Source organism: Sulfurihydrogenibium sp., assembly GCF_028276765.1.
In the GTDB taxonomy this organism is placed as follows: domain Bacteria; phylum Aquificota; class Aquificia; order Aquificales; family Hydrogenothermaceae; genus Sulfurihydrogenibium.
Genome location: NZ_JAPYVU010000026.1, coordinates 1 through 23,659 on the forward strand (window position 1 = coordinate 1; position 23,659 = coordinate 23,659).

General features: G+C 30.9%; 21 protein-coding genes and 1 pseudogene. 6 read left to right on the top strand and 16 right to left on the bottom strand.

Annotation, left to right across the window (positions count from 1 at the left end; genetic code table 11):
• Positions 1–131 precede the first annotated feature (131 nt).
• A pseudogene (locus tag Q0929_RS08970) lies at positions 132–708 on the bottom strand (transposase); the annotation flags it as partial.
• Positions 709–1,015: 307 nt separating this feature from the next.
• On the opposite strand from Q0929_RS08970, the gene Q0929_RS05455 reads away from it, so the two are divergent.
• Positions 1,016–1,672 carry an endonuclease gene (locus Q0929_RS05455; protein WP_299238679.1) on the top strand — a complete coding sequence of 219 codons (657 nt, stop codon included), beginning with the start codon at positions 1,016–1,018 and terminating at the stop codon, positions 1,670–1,672.
• On the top strand, positions 1,650–3,176 hold the full coding sequence (locus Q0929_RS05460; RefSeq protein WP_299238681.1) for an EAL domain-containing protein: 1,527 nt from the start codon (positions 1,650–1,652) through the stop codon (positions 3,174–3,176). The genes Q0929_RS05455 and Q0929_RS05460 overlap by 23 nt, the downstream gene beginning before the upstream one ends.
• Before the next feature lie 216 nt (positions 3,177–3,392).
• Here Q0929_RS05460 and Q0929_RS05465 read toward each other — a convergent pair whose 3' ends face one another.
• Genes Q0929_RS05465 through galT form a run of 3 tightly spaced genes read right to left on the bottom strand, consistent with a single transcriptional unit; the run spans position 3,393 to position 6,413 of the window.
• Positions 3,393–3,950, bottom strand: a complete 558-nt coding sequence (locus tag Q0929_RS05465; RefSeq protein ID WP_299238682.1) for a hypothetical protein — start codon at positions 3,948–3,950, stop codon at positions 3,393–3,395.
• A gap of 3 nt (positions 3,951–3,953) precedes the next feature.
• Entirely contained in the window at positions 3,954–5,381 is a 1,428-nt protein-coding gene (locus Q0929_RS05470) for a glycogen/starch synthase (protein ID WP_299238683.1), read from the bottom strand.
• The gene (gene galT, locus Q0929_RS05475) at positions 5,382–6,413 is read right to left on the bottom strand and encodes a galactose-1-phosphate uridylyltransferase (protein ID WP_299238685.1); all 1,032 of its coding nucleotides are present in this window, start codon (positions 6,411–6,413) and stop codon (positions 5,382–5,384) included.
• A 308-nt stretch (positions 6,414–6,721) separates the two neighbouring features.
• Here galT and metG point away from each other — a divergent pair, with 308 nt between their 5' ends.
• Genes metG through Q0929_RS05490 form a run of 3 tightly spaced genes read left to right on the top strand, consistent with a single transcriptional unit; the run spans position 6,722 to position 11,553 of the window.
• The gene (metG, locus tag Q0929_RS05480) at positions 6,722–8,593 is read left to right on the top strand and encodes a methionine--tRNA ligase (protein WP_299238687.1); all 1,872 of its coding nucleotides are present in this window, start codon (positions 6,722–6,724) and stop codon (positions 8,591–8,593) included.
• A gap of 22 nt (positions 8,594–8,615) precedes the next feature.
• The gene (locus Q0929_RS05485) at positions 8,616–10,337 is read left to right on the top strand and encodes an NAD+ synthase (protein WP_299238688.1); all 1,722 of its coding nucleotides are present in this window, start codon (positions 8,616–8,618) and stop codon (positions 10,335–10,337) included.
• A 1-nt stretch (position 10,338) separates the two neighbouring features.
• The gene (locus Q0929_RS05490) at positions 10,339–11,553 is read left to right on the top strand and encodes a cation:proton antiporter (protein WP_299238690.1); all 1,215 of its coding nucleotides are present in this window, start codon (positions 10,339–10,341) and stop codon (positions 11,551–11,553) included.
• A 120-nt stretch (positions 11,554–11,673) separates the two neighbouring features.
• On the opposite strand, the gene flgK is transcribed toward Q0929_RS05490, so the two are convergent.
• Complete coding sequence (gene flgK, locus Q0929_RS05495; RefSeq protein ID WP_299238692.1) at positions 11,674–13,104, bottom strand: flagellar hook-associated protein FlgK; 1,431 nt, start codon at positions 13,102–13,104, stop codon at positions 11,674–11,676.
• 133 nt (positions 13,105–13,237) lie between these two features.
• Between flgK and Q0929_RS05500 the strand changes: the two genes are divergently transcribed.
• Positions 13,238–14,116, top strand: coding sequence for an ROK family protein (locus tag Q0929_RS05500; protein ID WP_299238694.1), 879 nt, complete (start codon positions 13,238–13,240; stop codon positions 14,114–14,116).
• Here the strand turns inward: Q0929_RS05500 and Q0929_RS05505 are convergent.
• From Q0929_RS05505 to Q0929_RS05555, 11 genes are read right to left on the bottom strand one after another with little or no spacing between them, the layout of a single operon-like run.
• Complete coding sequence (locus Q0929_RS05505) at positions 14,104–14,451, bottom strand: 6-carboxytetrahydropterin synthase (protein ID WP_012458758.1); 348 nt, start codon at positions 14,449–14,451, stop codon at positions 14,104–14,106. The two genes, Q0929_RS05500 and Q0929_RS05505, sit on opposite strands and share 13 nt — an antisense overlap.
• A 3-nt stretch (positions 14,452–14,454) precedes the next feature.
• On the bottom strand, positions 14,455–14,988 hold the full coding sequence (locus Q0929_RS05510; RefSeq protein WP_299238696.1) for a hypothetical protein: 534 nt from the start codon (positions 14,986–14,988) through the stop codon (positions 14,455–14,457).
• Positions 14,985–15,938: a magnesium/cobalt transporter CorA gene (gene corA, locus Q0929_RS05515; RefSeq protein WP_299238698.1), complete on the bottom strand. Its 954-nt coding sequence runs from the start codon at positions 15,936–15,938 to the stop codon at positions 14,985–14,987. The genes Q0929_RS05510 and corA overlap by 4 nt, the downstream gene beginning before the upstream one ends.
• 8 nt (positions 15,939–15,946) lie before the next feature.
• Positions 15,947–16,555 (bottom strand): segregation/condensation protein A, encoded by a 609-nt coding sequence (locus Q0929_RS05520; protein ID WP_299238699.1) that lies wholly within the window; start codon positions 16,553–16,555, stop codon positions 15,947–15,949.
• Positions 16,533–17,513, bottom strand: coding sequence for a tetraacyldisaccharide 4'-kinase (lpxK, locus tag Q0929_RS05525; RefSeq protein ID WP_299238700.1), 981 nt, complete (start codon positions 17,511–17,513; stop codon positions 16,533–16,535). The genes Q0929_RS05520 and lpxK overlap by 23 nt, the downstream gene beginning before the upstream one ends.
• On the bottom strand, positions 17,503–18,483 hold the full coding sequence (locus Q0929_RS05530) for a ribonuclease Z (RefSeq protein ID WP_299238702.1): 981 nt from the start codon (positions 18,481–18,483) through the stop codon (positions 17,503–17,505). The genes lpxK and Q0929_RS05530 overlap by 11 nt, the downstream gene beginning before the upstream one ends.
• Positions 18,484–18,486: 3 nt before the next feature.
• Positions 18,487–19,152 carry an MjaI family restriction endonuclease gene (locus tag Q0929_RS05535; RefSeq protein WP_299238704.1) on the bottom strand — a complete coding sequence of 222 codons (666 nt, stop codon included), beginning with the start codon at positions 19,150–19,152 and terminating at the stop codon, positions 18,487–18,489.
• Positions 19,145–20,383: a DNA methyltransferase gene (locus tag Q0929_RS05540; protein ID WP_299238706.1), complete on the bottom strand. Its 1,239-nt coding sequence runs from the start codon at positions 20,381–20,383 to the stop codon at positions 19,145–19,147. The genes Q0929_RS05535 and Q0929_RS05540 overlap by 8 nt, the downstream gene beginning before the upstream one ends.
• Positions 20,376–21,347, bottom strand: a complete 972-nt coding sequence (gene fbp / locus Q0929_RS05545) for a class 1 fructose-bisphosphatase (protein ID WP_299238707.1) — start codon at positions 21,345–21,347, stop codon at positions 20,376–20,378. The genes Q0929_RS05540 and fbp overlap by 8 nt, the downstream gene beginning before the upstream one ends.
• On the bottom strand, positions 21,335–21,859 hold the full coding sequence (locus Q0929_RS05550; protein WP_299238709.1) for a 6-carboxyhexanoate--CoA ligase: 525 nt from the start codon (positions 21,857–21,859) through the stop codon (positions 21,335–21,337). The genes fbp and Q0929_RS05550 overlap by 13 nt, the downstream gene beginning before the upstream one ends.
• Complete coding sequence (locus tag Q0929_RS05555; protein WP_299238710.1) at positions 21,860–23,278, bottom strand: class II fructose-bisphosphate aldolase; 1,419 nt, start codon at positions 23,276–23,278, stop codon at positions 21,860–21,862.
• Positions 23,279–23,659: the final 381 nt, after the last annotated feature.

The window sequence follows — 23,659 nt, forward strand, 5'->3', positions numbered from 1 at the left end:
AGAGAGATAATTTAAAGAATAAAAAATGGAAAAAACCTATACCTGCTTTTAAAGGAGCTTCTTATGAAATTTTACAATTGTTTAATAAAAAGTTTTCAATACAGACACAAAATTATTGACAAGTCTCATATTACTACTCCTATAACCCTATCACTTACACCAGGTATACTTTTTAAAAGTTTGTATTCCTCTTGAAAATTCTTCTTAGACAATTCTTTTATCTCTTTCTCAAGTTCTTTTATGCTTTTTTCTATTTTTCTGATTAGCTCATCGTAATATTCCAAGTTCTCTTTCAATTTTTTCATCGGTACATGACTTAATGATTCTCTTTTATTTCTTAGCATTGTAAGCTGATGCTTTAAGTCTTCTAATATCTTTAGTTTTACTTCTATTTCTTTTTCTACATCTGGTTTTGGTTTATAAAGCTCTCCATCGAAAAACGTTCTTCCATATTCTGCTGTTGTAGTATGAATCAGCTTTATCTGTTTTAACTCTTGACATTTTAGCTTCCATAAACTTCTTTATTGAAAATGGATTTACTACTGCTACCTGATAGTCATTTTCATACAGATAATCAGCAAGCTTTAAATGATAAACTCCTGTATGCTCCATTATGATAAGCATATCTGACTGCTTAAACCTCTTAAGGTAAGGCTTAATTTTCTTCTCAAACTCTACCGGGTCAGATTTAACTTCAAAAGTTTCTTTAAAGCCTAATGTTCTTACTGCAGGTTTTAGGAAGTTGTAGGAAGGACAGTCTAAAACATTCTGAGCGGTCTTAAAAGACCAATGACAGAAACTTGATCTGTCCTTCCTTTTTCTCTCATGTCTGTAATTATTATAAAACTTATTCTTTTAAAGTTTAAAAATTTTTGGTATACTTAATATACGATGACAGAAAGGAAGTTTACAAGAATTTTAGAATACTTTCCATAATCTCTTGAATTTCTAGCCAGATGTATCTTACTATATTAAAAAGATTTACTTTTTACACAAAGAGTACTTGAGTTATTACATGATTTTAAAAGATGTGTATAATAAGCTTTTAGAGAAGTACGGATATCAAAATTGGTGGCCTGTTCATGAAGGACAAAATAGTATTGTGGAAATAACCTTTGGAGCCGTTTTGACACAAAATACTTCTTGGAAAAATGTTGAAAAAGCTTTAGAAAATCTAATAAAACATAACATGCTGGACTTTGAAAAGGTCTACTGCTCAGATATAGAATTTTTAAAAGAACTAATAAGACCGGTTGGATTCTATAATCAAAAAGCAAAAACATTAAAAGCTGTATCAAAGCTATTTTTAGAAAAGCCTCACAAAGACATTACGAGAGAAGATTTATTAAGCATTAAAGGAGTAGGAAAAGAAACGACTGATTCAATACTACTTTACGCACTTAACAAACCATATTTTGTAATAGATACATACACAAAAAGATTTTTTAGCAGACTTGGCTTAGTAAGTGATAAAATAGATTATGATAGTTTGCAAAGTTTTATAACACAGAATATAGAAAAGGACTTAGAGGTTTATAAAGAATTTCACGCTTTAATAGTAAAACATTGTAAAGAGTTATGCACTAAAAAGCCAAAATGTGAAATTTGTTTTTTCAAATGTGAGGTAAATAATACGGAGGGGTTAAAAATTGAGAAGAGAGCCAATAATTAAGTATGAGAATGATAAATTCAGCATTTATGGATACGAAATCCTCGCAGATTTTCCTCAGTTAATTATTAACGAAGATATTGACTTTAGAACTTTTAAATTAAACCTTGATTTATTGAAAGAAGAGCTGAAAACATCAAACGTTCATTATCACTTGAATCTATCTGGCAAAACTATATTAAAGTATAAAGAAGAAATACTAAAAGAATTATCGAAAATTGAAAACAAAGAAAAAGTAATAATAGAGCTTTTAGAAGACGATGCTCCGGAAGCAGAAAAAATCTTAAACTTTTTCTTAGCTAATAATATCAAAGTATCTCTTGATGATTTTGGAACAGTATCGTCAAACTTTGACAGACTTATCAAATATAAAGATGTTGTTGAAAGTATTAAAATAGATAGAATTTTATGGGTGAATATGTTGAATGTTGTAAAAGAGATAGTAAGCTTTTGCAGTGAAAACAATGTTAATGTAATTTTTGAAAAGGTGGAAACAAAAGAAGAAATAAATGATCTAATTAACATAGGTGGTAGACTTTTTCAAGGCTGGTACTTTAAAGAAAATTTTCTAACAAAAGATGCTTTAGAAAAAGCCGAAGTTAAGATAGATGACAACTTACTCATTGAATTTTTCAAAAAAGCTATCGAAATTTCCCAAAATAAACAAAATTTAAACGATATTATCAGAACATTTGAAATCCTTGTCATTGCCCATTCCTTGAACGTAAATTTCAATAGCGAAGAATTTCTTAAACTAAAAGAAAAATTTTTGAAAGAAAACGTTTTTAACAATCGAGAAGTTTGCGTTGTTGATAAAAAACTAAAGCAAATTATAAAGATTTTATTGGCAGAAAATCAAGACTATTTAAGGTCTTTGGAAGAAAGTCTAAAAATCCTAAGATTTTATCTAACCACAGATAGCAACGATATGAAAATCTATAACACTTTAAGAAAGCTTATAAATAAATCTACCAACCTTTTAACACAGTTAAAAGAAAGTTTAACAGAAATTGAAGTTTTAGATTTGAAGACTTTTGAAAGTAATAACAAAGAATTTCTTGATAGAAAGAAATTTGAGGTCGATATACGATTTTATTTCAATAAATATAAAAAAGAAAATAAAAGCTTTGTTGCTGGCTTAATCTACATAGAAAGTTTAAAAGACATTCTTTCCAATTACGGTTATTCGGCCTATACAAAAGCATTTATCAAAGCAATGAATGCAATTAGGAATAGCATCGGCAAAGAAGATACTGTAGCAGTTATAGATAATAATACTTTTGGTATTATTTATGAGGGAAATAGTCCTTTAAAACTAAAAAAACTTAAAGATAGAGTATCTAATGTAGAAATACAAATAGACAAAGTTTTTGAAGTATTAAAGGTGATGGCTTGCGGAACCATGCCAAGAAGTGACGATAAAAATGCTGAAGATTTAATTTCAAGATTATATGGATTGCATTATGAAATATTTTCTTTTAAAAATAGAGATTTTATTTTTGAATGATTATTGTAAAAGTTTAAATCTTATAAATAAATTTTGATTTTTCTATGAGTGTTCCAAAATTCCCGTAAGTTTACCTTTCCTTGTCATCCCGAGGCCGTAAGGCCGAAGGATCTCGTTTTTGATTTTTTGATTTGAAAAAAAATTATGAGATTCTTCGCTTTGCTCAGAATGACAATTTTGATTTTTGGAACAGTCTCAGGTATTATTTTACCTAATCTACCTTTTAGAAGATGGATTTTCTATTAGTAACTCCGTGATTCCTGTAACCTTTAAATCTTTAGCTTTTAAAAGCTCTTCTAATTGTTTTTTATCTAATTTAAATGGCATTCTTTTCTCTAAATTACTAGACTTATTAAACCATATTTCCTCATCTTCAAAAGAAAGCACATCAGATGGCGCGATGATTTCATTAGACTTTAGCACAAATTCATCGTTTATGGACAAGACAGCATAAACTTTCTTAAATGGTGCATGATAGTGAAGATATATATCACCATAATGGTTGTATACTTTTGTTTTCAGTACTTCTACATCCTCTACAAATAGCTTTATCTCCGGATAACTTTCTTTGTATTTTTCTATGTTATCTTTTGATAGCATCCAGTATATAAAAAATCTTGATGGATTGACAGGTAAAATAATGATTCTGTTTACATTAAAATAATCAGGTATTTTATACTCTTTTGATGCTGGATCAAAGACATCTTCGGATTTATGTTGTATATGACTTGAAAAATTGTCCTCTGTCAAGCTTGATTTAATTAATTCTATCATATTTTAACCCTCTCTACTATACTTTAAGCTCTCGTATAGCTTTATATACTTTCTTGCAGTGCTATCAATAGAAAAATCTATCTCCATAACTTTTTTTTGTAAATTTTCAAATAATTTTTTATTATTATATAACTCGGCAGCTCTATAAAGTGCATTTAAAAATTCTTCTTTTGTTGGATTTTTAAATAAAAATCCATATCCATCCGGCTGTGATATATCTTTAACTGTATCTTTCAAACCTCCTGTTTCTCTTGCAATAACCAAGGTTCCGTATCTCATTGCTATCATCTGATTAAGACCGCAGGGTTCAAACAGTGATGGCATTAAAAGAAAATCGGCTGCAGCATACATTTTCCTACTCAAAGTCTCGTTATAATCAACCTTTACAAAAATATTTTCATATTTTCCTTCTATAGATTTAAAAAAGTCATTGTATTCTCTATCACCAAATCCTAAAATAGCAAAGTTTGCAGACATTTTAGACATTTCTTCTATTGAATCCATAATCAAATCAACGCCTTTTTGATGTGCAAGCCTTCCGATAAAAATATAAAGTGGCTTTACTTCATCTTTAAGTCCAACTTCTTTTAAAAACAGCTTTTTATTGATAGACTTTTTTTGAATTGTAAAAACACAATAATTTTCATAAATATGTTTATCCGTTTCAGGATTCCAGACATCATAATCTATTCCATTTAAGATTCCATATAGCTTATTTGAATATTTCCTAAGCACTCCATCAAGTCCATAGCCATATTCCGGATAAGTAATTTCTTTTGCATAAGTTGGGCTAACTGTTGTTACGGCTGAGCTAAAAACTATTCCACCTTTTAAAAAATTCACTTTATCATAATACTCTAAGGCTTCCATATGAAATATATCCCAGCCAAGATTAAGTCTTTCTATTGCAAACTTATCACAAATACCTTGATAAGCAAGATTATGTATTGTTATAACTGTTCTAACATGATGATTGTTGTATTTGTAATAATTTAAAACGGGTATCAAAGCTGTTTGCCAATCATTTACATGAATTAAATCCGGATTTAAATTTTCTCTTTTGATAAACTCCATAACAGCATAAGAAAAAGCTCCAAATCTAATATCGTTGTCTGGATAGTCACCTTCCGGTGGTCCATATAGATAATCTCTTCCAAAGAGTTCATCATTTTTTAGAAAGAAAAATGTAGCATCATCTATTTTTTTATAAACTTCAAAAGTGTAAACCCTGTTATTTAGTTTAACATCTACAGAGGCATCTATTTTGATAATTCCATGTTTATTTATATCTACTGTTTTATACAACGGCATAAATCCAAACACTTTAACACCTTGCGAGGCAATTTTTCTTGGTAAAGCTCCTGCAATATCAGCAAGTCCACCTGTTTTTGCAAAAGGATATATTTCACTTGATGCAAATACTACTTTCATTTAAATCACCTCAATTAAATATTTTGCTGCATCTTCCGGTGGCGTTGGATTAATATAATAATCGGTCCCAAGTTCAAATCCTGCAAGAGTTGTTATTCGCGGTAAAATCTCAATATGCCAATGAAAATGTAAATCAAGACCTTTGTATATTTCTTCATCGGTAATAGAATTTCTAATAGGTGGTGAAGTGTAAAGAATTAGGTTAAAAGATGGGTTTATAAGAGTTTTGTTAAGCTTTCTAACTGAAAATTTTAAAACATCTGCAAGGTCTTTTAGTTGTAAATCTGATATGTTTGTAAAATCATGGCTATGGAATTCAGGTGCTATTTTTATTTCAAAAGGGAATAAACTTGCATAAGGACAGTAAGCTATAAAATTATCGTTTTCATAAATTGTTCTAATTTTTAATTTTTTTTCAGTTTTTATCTCATCACATAAATAACATCTTTCTTTTTCATAAAAGTATTTTTTTGACTGGAGTATCATCGTTTTTTGTAATTTTGGAATGATAGGTAAGGCTATTAACTGACTATGACTGTGTACTATACTTTTTCCTGCTTCTTTACCATGATTTTTAAACACATGAACATATTTTATCCTAAGGTCTTTGTATAAATCTAAAATCCTTTGTTTGAATGTAATGAACATGTTTATAAAATCTTCATCTTCAAAATCTTGTATATGTTTGAAATGGTCTGGAGTTTCCACAATAACCTCATGGGCACCAAAACCACTTATTTTTTCAAAAATAAATTCTCCTTCTCTGATAGGCAGATTTTCTATTTTTAACGCAGGATATTTATTTGGAAAAACTCTAACTTTCCATCCTGGTGTATTTGGTGGGGAACCATTGGGTCTTATTGCAAATATCTCTGGTGGTGTTTTATCTTCATTTCCGTGCTCAAATGGACATTTAGTTAGGTCTGTAGATTCTTCATAAATTGAAATATTGTATTCATGGGGTCTTCTTGCCCGGTCAGCTGATATAATCACCCACGTATCTTTAAGAAAGTTATGTCTTATCTCGTTCATATTCTCGCCTCTTTTTTAAGATTATTATTATAGTTCATAAGTGTTAAAATTTCATTAAATTGTATAAGTCATGCTGGCTTCCACTATGCTTTAAATGACATTCAAAGAGGGTACGACAACAGAGAAAAGATAGCCTTGTTTGTAATTCTAAAATGAGGCAAGAAATTTTATATTTTCTCAGACTTAACTTCTCTACGAAATAATTAAGCTTTAAACACCCTTTACTTTCTAACAAATTCACCCATATATTTAAAATGTTATAATTTTATTATCGTTTATTTTTAACATTATTTTAGTAGGGAGCGAAAATGCAAGAGAAGTTCTACGTTACAACACCAATATACTATGTTAATGATGTTCCACACTTAGGACATGCATATACTACCGTTGCAGCAGATGTTCTTGCAAGATATTATAGACAAATTGGCGTAAAAACATTTTTCTTGACAGGAACAGATGAGCATGGTCAAAAGATTCAAAAAGCAGCAGAAGAAAAAGGAATTTCCCCAAAAGAGCTTGCAGATAAAACTCATTTAGCATTTAAAGAGCTTTGGAAGAAGCTTAATATAAGCTACGATAGATTTATCAGAACCACAGACCCAGACCACATAAAAGCAGTTCAGTATATTTTTCAAAAATGTCATGAAAATGGAGATATCTATCTTTCTGAATATGAAAGCTACTACTGTGTTGGATGTGAAGAGTTTAAAACAGAAACGGAGATAAAAGATTATGATTATAAATGTCCTATCCACTTAAAGCCTTGCGAAAAAGTCAAAGAAGAAAGCTACTTTTTTAGATTATCTAAATACACAGATAAACTTCTTGAATTTTACGAGAAAAACCCGGAGTTTATTCAGCCAGATTTTAGAAAAAACGAAGTTGTAGCCTTTGTAAAACAAGGATTAAAAGACCTTTCTGTATCAAGAAAAAGAGACCGTGTAGCATGGGGTATCCCTGTTCCTTTTGACCCATCTCACACTATTTATGTATGGTTTGATGCACTTACTAACTATCTGACAGCTGTTGGGTATCCAGAAAACCTTAATGAATTTTGGCCTGCTGATGTTCATATAGTTGGTAAAGATATTTTGAGATTTCATGCTGTATATTGGCCAGCATTTTTAATGAGTGCAGGGCTTGAAATTCCCAAAAAAGTCTTTGCCCATGGTTGGTGGACGGTAGAAGGTCATAAAATGTCTAAATCTCTTGGAAATGTAGTAGACCCATTTAAAGCAGCAGATGAGTTTGGCATTGACCAGCTTAGATACTTTTTATTAAGAGAAGTTCCGTTTGGACTTGATGGTGATTTTTCTAAATCAGCTGTAATAAACAGAATAAACTCAGACCTTGCAAACGACCTTGGCAATCTTATATCAAGAAGCTTAACAATGATTCATAAATTCCAAAATGGAAAGATAGAAAAACCTTCTGTTTTCAAAGAGATAGAAGAAGAGTATAAAAATGTTTATTCTAAAACCTTAGAAAATTATAAAAATTTTATTCAAAAGTTAGAGTTTAGTAAAAGTCTTGAAGAAGTTTGGCAGTTTATAGATTGGCTTAATAAATATATTGTAAAAGTAGAACCTTGGAAGTTAAACAAAGAAGATAAAGAGTATTTAAAGACAACGCTTTACACACTTGTAGATGGAATATACGCTGTTGTATGGATGCTAAACCCATTTATGCCGCAAAAAATGACAGAAGCTTTGAGTATGTTAAACATAAATGAAATCAAAAAAGATATTAAGCCTTATAGCTTTCCGACAGAAATAACAATAAATCAAGTAGTTCCATTATTCCCAAGAGTTGAGATAAAGGAGGAAGAAAAAAAGATGGAAGAAGTAAAACAGGAAGAATACATCACTATTGATGATTTTGCAAAAATAAAAATGAGAGTTGGAAAAGTGTTAGAAGCTGAAAAAGTTGAAAAATCAGATAAACTTTTAAAGTTAAAGGTAAGTCTTGGAGATGAAGAAAGAATAATAGTTTCAGGTATTGCACAGTATTACGAGCCTCAGCAGCTTATAGGTAAAAATGTAATTGTCCTTGCAAATTTAAAGCCAAGAAAAATCTTTGGAATAGAGTCTCACGGAATGTTATTGGCGGCAAAAGATGGAGAAAGATTGACAGTACTAACAACAGATAAAGATGTTGAGGTAGGAAGTCCAGTCTCTTAATTTAAAGAGGTCAAAAGAACCTATGAAGAAAATTAGATTAGCCTTGGCACAGATAAATCCAGTGGTTGGAGATTTTGAGTATAACTATAATAAAATCCTTGAATTTATTGAAAAAGCAAAAAAATCAGAAGCAGACATAGTAGCTTTTCCTGAACTTGCACTTACAGGATATCCACCAGAAGACCTTATTTTAAAGCCAAGTTTTATTGGAGGAAATCTTTACTACATAGAGAAATTAAAAGAAAATGTTGATAACATCATTGCGATTGTTGGGTTTATAGACAAACAAGAAGATGTTTTTAATGCTGCCGCTGTGATTTACAATAAAGAAATAGTCGGAGTGTATCACAAGCAGTTTCTACCAAACTACGGCGTGTTTGATGAAAACAGGTACTTTCAAAAAGGAGATGGATTATTACTTTTATCCATAGATAATTATAAAGTTGGCGTTTCAATCTGTGAGGATATATGGTATCCAGAAAATCCGGTAAACGATTATGCTATTCTTGGTACTGAAGTAGTGATTAATATAAACGCATCTCCTTACTCGCAAGGAAAAGTCAAAAAAAGAGAAGAGATGTTAAAGGTAAGGTCAAGAGATAATCTAATTTCTATAGCATACGTTAATATGGTAGGTGGTCAAGATGAGCTTGTTTTTGATGGAAGCAGCTTAATTTTAGATGCACAAGGTGAAATATTAGCAAAAGCAGAGTCATTTGAAGAGGAGTTATTATTGGCAGATGTAGACCTTGACGAGATTTTTAGACTTCAGCTAAAAGATAACAGACTTAAGAATTTAAGACACATAAAAAAACCTATAAACGTCAAAGAAGTTAGATTAGACTACAAAATCAAAAATAAAAATAATCAAATATCTCAAAAAATAGCACTTGATAAAAAAGAGATAGAAGATACGTATAAAGCTTTGGTTGTTGGGCTTAGAGATTATATAAACAAAAATGGATTTAAGAAAGTTGTCATTGGATTAAGTGGTGGAATAGATAGCTCACTTACAGCGTGTATAGCAGTTGATGCACTTGGAAAAGAAAATGTTAAAGGTGTTTTAATGCCTTCACAGTATACTTCAAAAGAATCCATAGAAGATGCCTTAGAGCTTGCTAAAAATCTTGATATCGAGACATTTACCATTCCAATAAAAAATATTTTTGATAAATACTTAGAAGAATTTCAAGAAATATTTAAAGGGTTAAAACCAGACACAACAGAAGAAAACCTTCAAGCAAGAATCAGAGGAAACATTTTGATGGCATTATCAAATAAATTTGGTTGGATAGTTATTGCCACAGGAAACAAAAGTGAGATGAGCGTAGGATATTCAACATTGTACGGCGATATGGTCGGTGGATTTGCAGTTTTAAAAGATGTACTAAAAACAAAAGTTTATGAGCTAAGCTATTACAGAAACTCTATATCAAAAGTAATACCTGACAGAGTTTTAACAAAACCACCATCAGCAGAACTTAGACCAAATCAGACAGACGAAGCAGAACTTCTTCCATATCCTATTTTAGACCAGATAATACAGATGTACGTAGAGCAGGACTTAACAGTTGAAGAGATTATAAAACTTGGCTTTGAAGAGAAAGATGTAAAGAAAATAATAAATCTTATAGATAAAAACGAATACAAAAGAAGACAGGCACCGATAGGAATAAAGATTACAGAAAGAGCTTTCGGAAAAGATAGAAGAATGCCTATAACAAACAGATTTAAAGAGTTTTAAAATGGATTTACATTATCTTTTTTTAAGCTTAGCCATAATTCTTTTTGTTGGAAGAGTTTTTGGAGATATTTTCAATAAATTTGGTCTTCCGGCAGTTTTAGGAGAAATTTTAGCAGGTGTCATACTTGGTTCAAGCGTTCTTGGAATTGTCTCTCCAAACGAGATTATAAAAGTTTTAGCAGAAATAGGAATTATATTACTTTTATTTAAAGTTGGTCTTGAAGCAGATTTTCATCAGCTGAAAAGAGTTGGAATTTATGCTTTTATTGTTGCTTTTGTTGGAGCTTTTACTCCAATGCTTCTTGGCACACTAATTAGCTACTATATTTTAAATTTTTCCATGGCTACATCTCTTTTTATCGGTGGCACTCTTACAGCTACAAGCATAGGTATTACGGTTAAAGTTTTGGATGACTTAGGAAGATTGAATGAAAGATTTGCTCAAATAGTTCTTGGTGCTGCTGTGCTTGATGATATTTTTGGCGTAATAGTTTTAGCGGTTTTATATGAATATGCCAAAAAAGGAAGTATAGACATAAACGGAGCTGTAGTTTTAATAATTTATATATCTACATTCTTCATATTAGCTCCAATTGTTGCTAAAATTCTTGCAAAGCTAATAAATATTTTTTATGAGAAACTTAAAAGCGAGGAGTTTATTCCTGTCGCTATTATGTCAATGGTTTTTTTCTTTGCTTTTTTATCCCATGAAGTCGGCTCCCCGGAAATCCTTGGAGCCTTTACAGTTGGACTTGCCCTTTCAAGACGGTTTATAATTCCATTTGCACTTTTTTTAAAAGCTGAAGAGAAAGAAAAAATGATTATAAAAATAGAACATTCCACACTGCCAATCGTTTCAATCTTAACACCAATATTTTTTGTATCCATAGGACTAAGTTTAAACTTAAAAGTTATAGATTTTACTTCAATAGATTTTTGGAAAATCTCTACTCTGTTATTGATCGTGGCATTTGTTGGCAAGTTAATTTCAGGATTCTTAATTAAAGGCAATTTAGACGAAAAAATATTAATAGGATTTTCAATGCTTCCAAGAGGTGAAGTTGGATTAATCTTTGCAGAAATAGGTAAGCAATCTAAACTTTTTGATGATATGCTTTATGCAAGTATAATATTTGTAGTTGCAATTACTACATTGATAGCTCCCATCAGTTTAAAGATTCTTGGAAATAAAAGAAAGCAAAAAGAGTTGTTTTAGATCTTCAATAAGTAGAGATAATAATCGCCTGTACAGTGAATAAGTGAGAGATAAAAAAGACGGCGATTCTTTCACTGCTATAGAATACAGATACCACTTTTTGCAAATAATCTTCCTAATTTACTTACTACCTATATTCAAAATCGTTTGCATTAATTCATCCGTAACGGTAATTATTCTTGCAGCAGCTTGGTATGACCTTTGAAGTTTAGTTAAATTAATCAACTCTTCATCCATATTAACACCGGTTAAGCTTTTCATCTTTTCTGTTATAGCATCATATAGAAATTGGTTATTTTTCATCTGTGTTTTTATTCTTGAACTTTCAGAAGAAATAATAGCCACAAGTTGTGAATTGTAATATTCTGAAAATTTACTATTTTTAATGATGTCGTAATTGTTTGAATCGTTAAGACTTGATTTTAAAGCTGTTTCTTCGGTAGGTGTAAGTACGCCGTTAATACTATCTTTCAATGCTAAAAGATTTTTACCGTTTGTATTATCTGAATTTAAATATGCAGTATTTGTTGCCAAAGCAACTTGCTTAGGGTCTTCTATAGCTACAATAATATTAGATGCATCTATTTTAGACAATGAAGAATTTGGGTCAATTCCAAAGAAATTTAAACCAGTGCTACCGTCCAATCCATAGCCCTGACTGTGAACTTTATTAAACACGTTTGCTAAAACAGTTGCAAAGTCATTTAATCTATTCAGCTGTCCATTGATTGCATTTATTCCTTTTAAATTACCACCAACCTCTCCATTTTGTATCTCTTTTGTTATATCGTTTGTGTTATTCCATTTTATAACAGCATTTCCATTAGAATCTGTTTCAAACTGAAGCTGCGTATTTGTCATACCGACTACCAAGCCAAAACCTTTAGCAGTAAATACATTAACAGTGTTATCTTCATTAAACACAACTTTTGTGTCTATTAAATTACTTAATTGAGTTATTAATCTATCCCTTTCGTTTAGATACTCGTTGTTAGATTCAACATCAAGAGTTTTTGTTTTTATAAGATTATTTAACTTTGCTAACTGCTCGGTAATTTGATTGATTTGATTAATTTGGTCCCTTACTTTTAAAACTGTTTGCTGTTTTAAGTCTTCAAGTGCTTTATCACTGCTTCTTATTTTTCCAACTAAAACCTTAGCATTTGCTATAAATTGAGACCTTGCAGCTAAATCATCAGGTTTTATAAGCATATCGTTTATGGAGTTAAAAAATGTATTTAGTGTATCAGAAAATCCACTGCCAAGTGCATCGTTAAACACATCTTCTATATTGTCAAGTATGCCACTATAACTTTTATCAGAATTTACGCTTTGATTTAAAGAAATAGACCTATTAAATAACGATTGGTCAAATGCTCTGATTATTTTATTTAGATATACTCCGCTTTTTGGTAAATCTTGAAAAACCGGCGTTTCTTTATTATACCCCTCTGTAGTTACGTTAGATATATTTTTGTTTGTAGAGTTTATTCCTCTTTGAAATGTTAATAAGCTTTGTCCTGCTATGGATAAACTTGCCAATAGTGACATTGTTAGAACCTCCGGTTTATATTTTTCAAATCCGCTTTTGTAAATATTTTATCTAATTTTCTTGAATATCCGCCTTTCAAACTTTTTATAATATAATAATCGTAAAAATTAAATAAATTTTTAGGAGTTAACTTTGGTTCTTGGGATCGATATTGGTGGGACTTTTATAAAGGTTGTTGGCAAAGATGAGAATGATAACATTTTTAAAGAGAAAATTAGCGTTAATTTTCAGGATAAAAAAACTTTTGTAAATGAAATACTTAAAATAGTAGAAAAACACAGACCCTCAAAAGTTGGTATAGCTATTGCCGGACTTGTTGATAAAAAATCTGGTCAGCTTACAAACTCGCCAAATTTAAAATTTTTAGAAGGCTTGAATTTAAAACAGGAGATAGAAAATCAAAGGAATATCAAAGTGTTTATAGAGAATGATGCAAATCTTGCTGCTTATGGTGAGTATGTTTACGGAAATGGCAAAGATAGTGAAATTCTTGTCTGCTTGACCCTTGGAACCGGTCTTGGTGGTGGTGCTGTAATTGGTGGTAAAATCCTCTCCGGTGTCTCTGGTAGTGCTATGGAGATAGGTCATATTGTTGTTGAAAAAAATGGATTACTATGCCACTGTGGAAGAAATGGTTGTTTAGAAGCTTACGTATCTTCTTACGGACTTGAAAGGATATACTGTATGCTTACAGAAAAAAAGATAACATCTTTTGAGATAGTTAATCTTGCTAAAAACAAAGATGAAAAAGCTTTAAAATCTTTTGAGATGTTTAGTGATTACTTATCAACCGGTATTATGAATATTGCTCATATATTTAATCCTGATAAAATACTGCTGGCTGGCGGTATTATAGAACATTATCCTGATATTTTAGAGATCGTTAGAGAAAAAGCAAAAAATCTTATTTTTCCATTGCCGCTTAGAGATTTAAAAATTGATATGGCAAAGCTTGGAAGTTGGAGTGGTGCTTTTGGTGCGTTAGCTTTTGCAGAAGGTCATTCTTCGTAGTATTCAGCTCCGCCCTCTTCAGTTTCCCAAACAACAACTTTCTGAAGAGTTGGGTATCTTTCTTTTATTTTATCGTATAAGTACTTAGCTACATTTTCAGCACTTGGAGAAAAGTCGTATATATCATTCATACATTTATAGTCTGGCAAAATCTCTTTTAGAAATTCTTTAATCTCTATAAAGTCGTATCCCATACCGCCATTATCAAGTTTATCAGCTCTTATAAAAAGCTCAACCATCCAAGTATGCCCGTGTAATGGTTCTGGTTGTCCGTGATAATCTGTCAAAAAGTGTGCTGCGTTAAATTTCTGTCTTACTCTTACTATGTATGGCATCTTTTACTCCACTAAATTCTCATCTTCTTTAATTTGTTTTTTTATAAACTCTCTGCTTTTATATTCTATATAATCCTGCTTTTCCCAAACATACTTAAATGTAATCACATAGCCAACAAACGCTGCTGTATGAAATGCAAGCTGAACAGGTGATAAAAGACCTTCATCAAAGAAAAAGCTTAAAAGCTCAGATGTTAAAACTGCAAAAAATAAAAAGAGTAAAGTTATTCCATAAGCAAGTGTTATTCTTCTGTTTATTATAAAATCTCTTTCTTCATAAAGTTGTTTTGCTTTTAACCTTTCTTCTAACTCTTTTTGCTCTAAAGTAGGGTCTTTCTCTTTTAATTTTAAGGTAAAGATTACGCTTGAACTGTATAAAGTTACCACTATCACAACCCATACAGCTTTAAAAAAGTCTGCTTTATCTTGGATAATATCATTTTTATAGATAAAATTTATAACAGACAGTCCAAGAATAATTAGAAACATAAATGCAACGGTTTCAACAAACAAAAAAAGCATTTTTTTCTTTATCATAGCCATCCTTTCCTTTTAAAAAAGAAAATTGGAACAGATGCTGACAAAAACATTAGAATTAGGGCATAAAAATATCCATACTGCCAATGTAATTCTGGCATATTTTCAAAGTTCATACCATAAATGCTTGCAATCAACGTAGGTGGAATAAAGATGGTAGCTATAACTGTAAAGATTTTGATTACTTTGTTCTGCTCTATGTTTAACAAACCTAAGAATGTATTTTGTAAATAGCTTAGTCTTTCAAAATTAAACTTTGTATAATCAATAAGAGAGTTTACGTCTTTGATTAAAATTCTTAGCTCTTCTCTAACATCTTCAGGAATTTTATAGCTTTTTAGTAATGAAGATAAAACCCTTTGCTTATCTATAAGGGATTCCCTGATAGTCATGTTTAAATCTTCGTAGTAAGAGATAGATTCAAAAACTGTTTCTGTAACGTCTAAGTTTCCGGAAGAAACGATTTTTCCAAGCTTTGAAATCTCTTTTGATACATTTTCAAGAACATCAGAATCCGATGCAATCTTGATCTCTAAAATAGAAGAGAAAACATGAAATCCTGTTTTATAGATGCTTGGATTGGTAAGTAATCTTCTTACAAATTCTCTGAATGTCTTTAACTCTCTGTATCTTACAGTGATAATGTAATTGTCTTTTATGATAAAAGAGACAGTATCGTTAAATGCATTTTCTTCTTCTCTGATTAAAAAGTATGTATTAATCGTTATACTGTCTTCTTCTTCCCAATATCTTGAGCTTATTTCTATATCTTCTCTTTCTTGAAACGATGGAAATTCAATCTTAAAAGTTTCTACAGACCAATTTATTTCCTCTTGGGTTGGATTGAAGATATCAACCCATAAGATGTTAGACTTATCCTCTATTTTTTCAAGTTCTTTAAGCTGTGTCGACTTTATTATTAAGCCTTCTCTGTAAAATACTCTTATCATGAATAAGATTATACCATAATAGGCTCTATATATATTTCTCCAAAATGTTCTTCCTGGTAAAGATTAATCTTATTGTCATAATTTAAAAAAAGGAGTGCTACAAATGCTTGAGTTTTATCTGGAAAGTTAAATTCTGAAAATTTTATAACTTGCAGAACTTCTTTAAGATAGTCTTCTATAAATTTTATCGCTTCTTCTAGTGAAGCTCTGTGTAGTTGATAATCAAATTTTTTTATTTTTTTAGCTGAATTTCTTTCTCTTTTTTGCGAAGGGCTTCTTTTTGATGGTGAGTAATCTACCGGTGGTTGTGTATACTCTTTTAAAATCATTGCAAGCTCTTCTATTGTATAAAATCTTTTTATTCCAAAAAGACGTTTTCTTGATGTTTTATCTTCGTTCTCTTCTTCATCTTCAATTTTTAAGCTTTCTGCTTTCATCTTCAAAAGTAATGCTGCAACGATTAGGACTTTTGATACAGTTTGAAAATCCGGAATGTACATTTTTTTAACTTCTTCTAAATACTTTTCAGCTAAAACAGTAATATCTATATTCCAAGGGTCTATCTCTCCTTTTAAAACAAGCTTTAAGATTATATCAATCGGATTTTGCTCTTGCATTAATTCTCTCCGTCATGAACTTGTAAAACTCTCCCGGTAATAATATTTCATAACTAACAGCATAGACATTTTTTTGGTTTATTTTTACCAAATCTTTTTCGGTCGTTATATAAGTTTTATTTAGGTCAAACTTAAAGTTTTTATAATCAAAATGGTCTGGAAGGTTTATAAACTCTTCTACTGTAAAATCATACTGTTTTGATAAAGACTTTACTAAATCAAAAAACTGTAGGTTGTTTCCAAGTCCTGAAATAACAGACACTTTTTTTCCTTTCAAGAATGAAAAATCTATTTTGCTATTATCCATATCTATTAAACCATCAAATCTTTCTTGTGTGATAAAAAACGGCTTTCCAAATTCTTTAAGTTTATCAACAACATCAGTTTGTCCTTTATATCTTGCAATCAAAAAAACATCAGCATACTTGTAAAAACTCTTTGGTTCTCTAAGATTTCCAACCGGTAGAATTTTATCCTTCCAAAATGGCTTACCTGCATCTACAACAAGTATATTAAAATCTCTAAAAAGTTGAAAGTGCTGAAATCCATCGTCAAGGATAAAAAAATCATAATCTTTAATCTTTAAAGCATACATTATTCCTGATTTATACCTGTCTTTTCCTACGAAAACATCTATTCCTTTTTTGACCATTAAAAACGGCTCATCTCCGCAGATTTCAGCGTTTAAAGTATTATCACATTTAATGATTTCTTCTTTTGATTTTCTTTTGTACCCTCTTGACAAAACTGCAACTTTATAGCCTTGATTTTGTAAGTATTTACTTATGGATATGGCAATCGGAGTCTTTCCTGTGCCACCAACTGAAAGATTTCCAACAGATATAACAGGTTTTGGCAATCTTTTTTTCTTTAAGATATTTTTTTCATATAAAAACCTTCTCAATGATGCTATTGTCCAATAGACGGCTGACAATGGATATAATAGATTACGAAACATTTGGAAAGTATTTTCTGATTTCTTCTAATACTAAATCTTTATTTTTTCCATATCTTCTTGAAAAATGGAAAACGATTAAGTTTTTAACATTTGCAAGGTTTGCAATTTCTGCCGTTTGCGTTGTCGTTAAATGATAAACTTTGCTTGCCTGTTCTTTATCTCTTTCTAAAAAGACCGACTCACAGTATAGATAATCTGAATCTTTAACAAGGTTTACTATTTTTTCTCTATTTTCTTGGCTGTAAACTACATCAGTAATGTAGGAAATTTTGATGCCTTTTTGAGTATAGCTGTACTCTTCTTTTAAATACTCGTAAGGATATTCTTTATCTAAGATTTTAAAGGTTTTACCTTGATTTTCTTGATTTTCAAGCCACTGTTTAAAAAGCCCTATCTCTTTTCCTTTTAATGGTAATTCTTGGATTTTTTCTTTTTTTAAAAAAAGTCTGTCTTTATACTCAAAAGCATATCCCATGACCTTGATTTTATGGTCTAAAACTGCGTACCTAACTCTATAATGGCTATTTTCATAGATTATATCACTATCAACCTCTTCTTCTTTTATAAAGTCGTTTGCAAATTTTTTCTTGATGTCAAATTCATAATATTGGTAAAGATTATCTTTTAAACATTTAACTTTGAATATTATCTGCGGTTCAAGGTCAACAAGATTCCAAGTATAGCCCTGTAATTTACAAAAAACATTGTAAGATAAAGGGTCTATTCCAAACATTTCAACAGTTTGCGGTCTTCCAAGCTTGCTTCTAAGCAAAAAGTCAAATCCAATAAAATGGTCCATATGTGTATGTGTAATAAAGATTTTATTTATCTTTTTGATTAAATCTCTATCAAGCTTATAAATATTTCCAACATCAAAAAGTATAAAGTCTTGTAGTTCAGGAATTTCTATAACTATTCCCGGGTCTTCGTATTTTTCATTTATAAGATAATGTTTTATTCTGCTTGACATGGTTTAGCTCAATCTTTCTATTTCTTTTTTTATATCTTCAATAACTTCTTTATTCCAAATTTCTTTTCTGCCTGCTTCGTTTTTTACAGAAAAAACTATAAAAACATCTCCACCAAATTTTTCTTTAAACTTCTTGTGTGATTTTTCTAACCAATTTTTCCACTTATGAATTTCCGGTGTTTGATTGTAAGATACAGGCTTTATCTGAATTCCGATATACTTATCCTTTACTTGGATATAAAAATCAACATTATATAACCTATCCCAATTATCCGGTGCAGGAATTAACTTTACTCCAAGCTCTTTTTCTAAAATGCTATAAATTGTATTAATTTCTGTTTGATATCCTTCAAAGGTTCTGTTAATGACTAAATTTTTAATATAAACAATACAATCTTCCTCAGATACTTCTTCTATTTCTTTTTTTAAAACCTCCGATATTTTTGTGTATAATTTTTTTCCTAAATCTTCTAAATACTCATCTGGCTTGATATAAATTTTCTTTCTCTCTAAAAATTTTTTTAGTTTATCTTTATAGCAACTCTCCCATTCTTCTATTTTCTTTGGAGAACATTCTCTTATCCATTCAGCCACAGGTCCTACACTATTTTTTTTTTTATTCAAACCCCATCTGTTTGTCGCTATGTTTAGAATCCATTCTTTACTCATTAATAAGTTCCTTTTCAAGTTTTAAGAATTTTTCCTTTAAACTAAAATCTATTTCTGTATCTGTCTTTGCCATACCTGATTTAATCATGTAAGCATTAATAAATATTTTATTTTTTAAATACACATAAGCATAAACCAAATTTTCATTCAAGATAGGGTTTTTATCAAATTTTAGTAAAACTTCTTTTTTTAGAACATGACTTTTAAGATATTCTAAGGATTTTTCTTTATCTAATATTTTTACACCTAACAGCTTTACATTAAGCCCTGTGTTAAGCTTTATAGTATCTTCACTAAGTATGTCAATAACTTTATAGGTAGAATCTTTTTTGAAATTTAGTTTTTTCGGGTCTATCTCCGGCTTTGCGTCTTGAATTAAAGGTGTATAATCTATTGGTTTAATTTCTGTTTTCGTTTCTCGTTTTATTACATCAATTTTTGTGAATAGAATATCTTTAAACGATATTTTTTGCTTTATGATATCTAAGAATTTTTCGTTTATTTCATACCCTATTGCGTTTCTTTGTAGAAAATTGGCTACTTTTAAGGTAGTTCCACTTCCCACAAAAGGGTCTAAAACTGTTTCTCCAACAAAAGAGAACATTTTTATAAGTCTCTTTGGTAGCTCTTCTGGAAACATAGCTTCATGATTTATCTGCTTTTCACCGCCAAATCTCCAATGTCCTGAAAAATATTCTTTCCATTCCTCTTTTGTAAGCTTTGATTTTTCTTTTATATCTTTTGCTATTTTTTCTTTACCGCCCGGTTTTTTAAAAATTAATATATATTCGTAATCTATCTCTACCAATCCGTTTGGTGGGTATGGATAAGACCCCATTACAACGGCTCCGCCTGTTGTGTTCATAGTTGTTTTTTTCTGCCAAATAATACTGCCCATGTAATCAAATCCTATTTTTTCACACTGGCTGATGATTTCTGAATGAATAGGAATAACTTTATACCTTCCATAAATTACAGACCTTGCAAATTGGTCTCCTACGTTGATACATAATCTTCTACCCGGTTTTAGTACTCTAAAACACTCTAGCCAAACTCTGTATAAATCTTTAAGATAATCGTGCAATGTTTGACCATAACCTATCTGGTTTTCAACGCCGTAATCTTTTATATGCCAATATGGTGGTGAAGTAATTATTAGACTTATACTTTCATCTTCAACTTCTTCCATACTTCTACTATCTGCAATGTATAGTTTTATCCAATTATCCATTTTTTAACATACTCTTTAACTTTTCTATCTCATATTTTCCACCTAAGAAAACAGGCACTCTTTGATGTATATCTGTTGGCTTGATGTTTAATATATCTTCCTTTCCTGTTGTTGCTATTCCGCCGGCTTGGACAGTTAAAAATGCCATAGGTGATGCTTCGTATAAAAGTCTTAGCTTTCCGTTTTTATTTTTTACATCCGCCGGATAAGCAAAAATTCCACCTTTTATTAACGTTCTGTGAACGTCTGCAACCATAGACCCGATGTATCTTGATGTGTAGCCTTCATCTTTTAGACTTTCTATGTACTCTTTTAATCCTGCGTCAATCCATTTTTTATCGTTGGATTCATTGATTGAGTAAATCTTTCCTTTTTCTGGTATTTTCATATTTGGATGAGAAAGTAGATACATACCAACCGCCGGGTCTAAGGTAAAGCCATTAACGCCATTTCCTGTTGATAAAACAAGCATTGTAGAAGACCCATAGATTACATATCCGGCCGCAACCTGCTTATATCCTTCCTGTAAGAAGTCTGAAACATCCGAATTTACTCTTCTATGAATAGAGAAAATTGTTCCTATACTGATGTTTACATCAATGTTGGAGGAACCATCAAGCGGGTCAAAAGCTATTACGTATTTAGCATCCTTTCCTTCTTCCGGGAAAATTGGCTCATCAAGTTCTTCAGAAGCTAAGGCGAAAAATTCTCCTGACTGAGAGAGGTATTGAATAAGCAGATTGTTTGAAAGCTCGTCAAGCTTTTGAACTTCTTCGCCTTGGATATTTTTTTTGCCCGCCATTCCAAGAATATCAGCCAATCCTGCCATTCTTACATGAGAAGCAATAACCTTTGTAGCTGATTCTATAGCAACCAATGCACGGGATAAAGACCCTGTTGCATTTGGATAAAGTCTTTCTTGTTCTAAAATAAAACTGTTTAAGTCCATACCTATCCTTGCCATTTTAAACCCTCCGCTTCTTTTTTGTACTCTTTAAGTTTTGGTATAAATCTTCTGTCTTTTATGTTTTTATATATGTAATGAAAGTCTAAAGCATTGTAATAAGATTTAACAATCATTCTAACAAGTTCACAAACCAAGTCATCACCTTCTACGCAGAATTTCATCATATCTAAAATCAAGTCTTCAAGAGATAGGACGTTTAAAATCTCTTCTCCGTCAACTTCTATTTGATTTAACATTCCGGTTAGTAGATGAAAATCTTTACTTACTTCTATAGTAATATCATCTTTTAGCCAAAGGTCGCCAAATTTTTTATATCCAAGATTAGATAAAACTTTTTCAAGAAAAATTAAATCCGGATGGAGAAGTGAGATCATATTGGCAGGATACATTCCCTGGGTATAAACAGATAAAGCAAACTTACCAACTATCACAGGACGGGTTTTTTCTCCCGCCTTTTTATACTCTCTGTAAATTTCTTTTATGGCTTGTATCTGTTTGTCTAAGCTCAATTAATCTGCTCCGGCTTCAAGCTTAATCTCTTGTGCTTTTTGTTGAACGTCCTTTGTAGAACCTTTAACGTAGCTTTTTTTAACAAGTTTTATGTATTTGTCTGTGTACTGCTTTGTGTCAAATACTTTTAATTTTTCAAATAAGAATTCAAACTTTTTCTCTATTGCATCAAGAATTTCTTCTTTGTTTTCTAAAGTCCACCATTGATATTTAAACGGTCCAAGTCCTCTTTTTCTTGATTTGTATAAGAACTGCTCTCTTGTCATTCCTTCTTTCCATTCATCTTTAAAGTTTTCTTCGATGAATTTGTATATCTCTTCTTTAAACTTTTCTGGTGCAAGGTCAAACATGATGTTTTGAAATCCCGTTGCTAAATGTATTTCAGAACAGTTATTTTCTGGGAATTTATCAAACAGCTCCTCCGGTAATGTAGAAGCTCCGTGTTGAACTGTTCCTGAAAGTCCGTATTTCTTCCTTGCAACTTCTCCAATATCTCTTAAGACATTAAAGTCAAGTTTTACTTTTGCAACCGTACCATCCGGAAGTGGAATACCTCCGTGCTCTGTTCCTGTTTGGACAGAGATTTTAGATATGCCCGGCTTTTTATTTAATGTTTCTAAATATCCTTCCATAAACGCCTCAAATTCTTCTACCGTAGAGTTTTTACCGCCAATATGTCCAATCTCTGCACCAATGGATACGTTTATTCCCTCCGGCTCTATCTCTCTAATATAGTCTGTCATTTTTGCAGTGTTTAAGTAGTTATGATATTGCTGTTCTTTTAAAGTTTCTTTTGAATAGTCAACTAATGTTGATGGGTCTATATCTATATTGTAAAATCCTGCATCTATTGCTTCTTTTGTTAATTCTTTGATAGCGTTTAATTCTTTTTCTGGATTTTCAAAGTATTTTTTAGCACTAAATTGGAAGTGGTCTCCTTGTATGAATACAGGTCCTTTGTACCCTTCTTTTATAGCTGCAGCTAATACGCATGCTGCATACTCAGAGGGTCTTTGATACGTGTATTCAATTTCAGATTTAGCAATCTCAAAAATCATAGCACCGATATTATTTCTTATTCCAACTTTAAACATTCTTCTTGCAACGTCGTAAGTCATTCCTCTAATGTTTACTGCCGGTGTTGTAAAGTTTCTTGTTTCTCCTCTTCCCATTGCCATGTATAAATCATGTATTGAAGATGCAATAGCTCCAAACTCATTTGCTATTTCTCTGATAATGTATTTAACTTCTTCTTTTAAATTGTAATCTTTTGAAAAAACCGCTGTGTAGATAAGGTCGTCAATAACTGTTTCTCTTAATTTTTTTTCATCTAAAATTTTTACGCCGGAATCTGAAATCTCAACAACTCCATTTAAAACTTCTTTAACTTGGTCTAAATTCGAAAGAATATTTGCCATGATACCCTCCTTGATAGTTTAATTCAAAAATATTATAACATTGCAGATAAGAAGTGAGTTATAGATGTAAGACATGAAAAGATGAGAATTGAGATGAAATTTTACAACCTTTACGGCTTGGATATAACATAAACGTGAGAAGTAAAACGATATTTAAATCATTAAAGTTCTTTTAAAACGTCTCGCGTCTCACCTTATATAACCCACACGGTTCAGATGTAACAGATTTTAAGAGCTAGCGTAAAGATTTGACTTGTTGTATTTTGCTGTTTTTCAAAAAGTGATACAAAGCTTTTTGATCAAATATTAATGCGGTGTTTTTAGGAATTTAAAGATGATTACAGCAACGAGTATTCCAGTAATAATATTTAAAGTTTCAAT

What these genes read in the sequence shown, in the direction of transcription:
- Q0929_RS05455 (WP_299238679.1), top strand. Translation starts at nt 1,016, where the DNA reads ATGATTTTAAAAGATGTGTATAATAAGCTTTTAGAGAAGTACGGATAT.
- Q0929_RS05465 (WP_299238682.1), bottom strand. Translation starts at nt 3,950, where the DNA reads ATGATAGAATTAATTAAATCAAGCTTGACAGAGGACAATTTTTCAAGT.
- Q0929_RS05470 (WP_299238683.1), bottom strand. Translation starts at nt 5,381, where the DNA reads ATGAAAGTAGTATTTGCATCAAGTGAAATATATCCTTTTGCAAAAACA.
- galT (WP_299238685.1), bottom strand. Translation starts at nt 6,413, where the DNA reads ATGAACGAGATAAGACATAACTTTCTTAAAGATACGTGGGTGATTATA.
- metG (WP_299238687.1), top strand. Translation starts at nt 6,722, where the DNA reads ATGCAAGAGAAGTTCTACGTTACAACACCAATATACTATGTTAATGAT.
- Q0929_RS05485 (WP_299238688.1), top strand. Translation starts at nt 8,616, where the DNA reads ATGAAGAAAATTAGATTAGCCTTGGCACAGATAAATCCAGTGGTTGGA.
- Q0929_RS05490 (WP_299238690.1), top strand. Translation starts at nt 10,339, where the DNA reads ATGGATTTACATTATCTTTTTTTAAGCTTAGCCATAATTCTTTTTGTT.
- flgK (WP_299238692.1), bottom strand. Translation starts at nt 13,104, where the DNA reads ATGTCACTATTGGCAAGTTTATCCATAGCAGGACAAAGCTTATTAACA.
- Q0929_RS05505 (WP_012458758.1), bottom strand. Translation starts at nt 14,451, where the DNA reads ATGCCATACATAGTAAGAGTAAGACAGAAATTTAACGCAGCACACTTT.
- Q0929_RS05510 (WP_299238696.1), bottom strand. Translation starts at nt 14,988, where the DNA reads ATGATAAAGAAAAAAATGCTTTTTTTGTTTGTTGAAACCGTTGCATTT.
- corA (WP_299238698.1), bottom strand. Translation starts at nt 15,938, where the DNA reads ATGATAAGAGTATTTTACAGAGAAGGCTTAATAATAAAGTCGACACAG.
- Q0929_RS05520 (WP_299238699.1), bottom strand. Translation starts at nt 16,555, where the DNA reads ATGCAAGAGCAAAATCCGATTGATATAATCTTAAAGCTTGTTTTAAAA.
- lpxK (WP_299238700.1), bottom strand. Translation starts at nt 17,513, where the DNA reads ATGTTTCGTAATCTATTATATCCATTGTCAGCCGTCTATTGGACAATA.
- Q0929_RS05530 (WP_299238702.1), bottom strand. Translation starts at nt 18,483, where the DNA reads ATGTCAAGCAGAATAAAACATTATCTTATAAATGAAAAATACGAAGAC.
- Q0929_RS05535 (WP_299238704.1), bottom strand. Translation starts at nt 19,152, where the DNA reads ATGAGTAAAGAATGGATTCTAAACATAGCGACAAACAGATGGGGTTTG.
- Q0929_RS05540 (WP_299238706.1), bottom strand. Translation starts at nt 20,383, where the DNA reads ATGGATAATTGGATAAAACTATACATTGCAGATAGTAGAAGTATGGAA.
- fbp (WP_299238707.1), bottom strand. Translation starts at nt 21,347, where the DNA reads ATGGCAAGGATAGGTATGGACTTAAACAGTTTTATTTTAGAACAAGAA.
- Q0929_RS05555 (WP_299238710.1), bottom strand. Translation starts at nt 23,278, where the DNA reads ATGGCAAATATTCTTTCGAATTTAGACCAAGTTAAAGAAGTTTTAAAT.